The organism is Variovorax sp. P4_B11, assembly GCF_056402355.1.
On sequence record NZ_JBFUHO010000145.1, the window covers coordinates 1 to 1933 of the forward strand.

The following is a 1933-nucleotide window of genomic DNA, read 5'->3' on the forward strand; positions in this document are numbered from 1 at the left end:
CCGGCGCGCGCCCTTGGCACCATGCGCGAAGCTCGCACCGAACTTGTCGCACCAGCGCCGGATCGTCTCGTAGCTGAGGACCACGCCACGTTCGAACATCAACTCCTCAATGTCACGCAGGCTCAGCTGAAACCGGAAATACCAGCGCACCGCCTGGCTGATCACCACCGCAGGGAACCGATGACCGTGATACAGCGACCTCTTCTTTTGCATCCAACAAGCTTACGCCTTCGGCAACGTGACAATGCCAGTGGAGCGGCTGTCGGCGCAGCCAAGATTCGGAAATGGAGGGCAGCTGAGCGTGGGAATGGCTGTGCTCGGTCCCCATTACTCGACACTGGATGTCGCGCTTGCAGATTTCAGGCTGGCGCGCGAGTTGAACCTCATTGCCTCGATGCATCAGGGGGGAGGCCCAGCGCGCGCGCCGGACGGCTGGGCGGTGCTGGAGCGCGAGGGGCTGCTGGATCCCCACATCAACATCGTGCACGGCAACGATCTTTCGGACACGCAGCTCGACCGGTTCGTCGCCGCTGGTGTCACGTTCTCTGTCACCCCGGAAAACGAGATGACGCAGGGCCACGGCCATCCGATCATCGGCCGCCTGCGCCGCCGCGGGGTTGCTGCGTCCATCGGCATTGACCTCGAGTCCGGACTTTCCGGGGAGATGTTCACGGCTGCGCGAACGGCGCTTGTCCACCAACGGGCCCTGGACAACGAGGCATTCCGTCGCGCGGCGGCGGCGTCCGGTCCCGTCATTCCGCCGACTTCCACGATCACGACCGCCAACGCGTTGCGCTGGGTGACGGTCGAGGGCGCGCGCATGCTGGGCCAGATCGATCGCATTGGAACCATCACGCCTGGCAAACAGGCTGACCTCGTGCTCGTTGATGCAAGACTGCCGAACATGCAGCCTGTGCACGATCCGGTCAATGCCGTACTCATGCAGACAAGCCTTGCCAACATCAACTCGGTGATGGTTGCCGGAAGGTGGCGCAAGCGTGGCGGCCATCTGGTCGATGACCGTCAGTCCGCCCTGGATCCCGAGACGTGGCTGGCCCCATTGCGTGAGTCAGGGCTGCGCCTGGCGGCAGCAGCAGGCTGGCGCCCTCAACATGCGTGCGCCCCTAACGCGCACTGATCCTCAACCCAATCTTGAAACCACCGCTGCTTGCTGCAGCAAATGCAATCCATGAATGAGAAGCACCTCGCAGCCTTTCGTCGAACCCGACTGGGGTCGCATCCATCAGGAGCTCGACCGCAAGGGCACGACGCTCATGCTCCTGTGGCAGGAGTACGTGGCCGCCCACCCCGAGGGCCGCACCTGGCGCTACACGCAGTTCTGTGAGTACTACAAGTGATGACAGAACTGGTTGGACCAACGCCCACAAGCCTGCTTTCCGTGCCGGCTGCGCCTTTGAGCTCAAGCCGTCAATTTACTTAGGGCAGGGCGTGCGGATCTCATCGAGGCTGCGGGCATGTTTCGACGCGCCCACCGGCAAGCCGTATGCATGCATGCAGACCGTTTGACGTCACCGAAAAGAGCTTGCAAAAGGCGCAGGGTCCATACATGCAAGAAAAGTACTACCCCTCAATAGAGTCTCGGACACGATGGTGCGTGCGAACAACAACGACAACAACACAGGTGAAACGCTTCAGGGCGTCACGCCCCCGGGGCTCCCGCGGCGAGTGCGCTCATGCAGAGATCGCCTCTATCGTGACTGCGCGGCCCCGTCGTCGACCGGGCCGCATTTTTGCGCCGGAAAGTAGCTAACCCGAACGCTGAACGGGTTCGCCAGCCGATTCCAGGCGCTCCTTCAACTGCCGTACGGCCTGGGCAGACTCGGCCTCGATGCGGCTTCGAAGGCTCAGCCGGTTGAGCAGGGCAAACAGCAGATTCGGCGTCCGGTACTCGAACTCGCGGACGAAGTGCGTG

2 protein-coding genes and 1 pseudogene are annotated in these 1933 nt (G+C 62.7%); 2 read left to right on the top strand and 1 reads right to left on the bottom strand.

All coding sequences use genetic code 11. From position 1 onward, the window contains the following. Positions 1-213, bottom strand: a pseudogene (locus AC1DYD_RS41285) (IS6 family transposase); the annotation flags it as partial. A 94-nt stretch (positions 214-307) separates the two neighbouring features. Between AC1DYD_RS41285 and AC1DYD_RS41290 the strand changes: the two are divergent. After that, positions 308-1138 (top strand): amidohydrolase family protein, encoded by an 831-nt coding sequence (locus AC1DYD_RS41290; RefSeq protein WP_478178475.1) that lies wholly within the window; start codon positions 308-310, stop codon positions 1136-1138. A 55-nt stretch (positions 1139-1193) separates the two neighbouring features. Then, positions 1194-1358: a hypothetical protein gene (locus tag AC1DYD_RS41295; RefSeq protein ID WP_478178476.1), complete on the top strand. Its 165-nt coding sequence runs from the start codon at positions 1194-1196 to the stop codon at positions 1356-1358. The last annotated feature ends 575 nt before the right edge of the window (positions 1359-1933 follow it).

What these genes read in the sequence shown, in the direction of transcription:
- AC1DYD_RS41295 (WP_478178476.1), top strand. Translation starts at nt 1,194, where the DNA reads ATGAGAAGCACCTCGCAGCCTTTCGTCGAACCCGACTGGGGTCGCATC.
- AC1DYD_RS41290 (WP_478178475.1), top strand. Translation starts at nt 308, where the DNA reads ATGGCTGTGCTCGGTCCCCATTACTCGACACTGGATGTCGCGCTTGCA.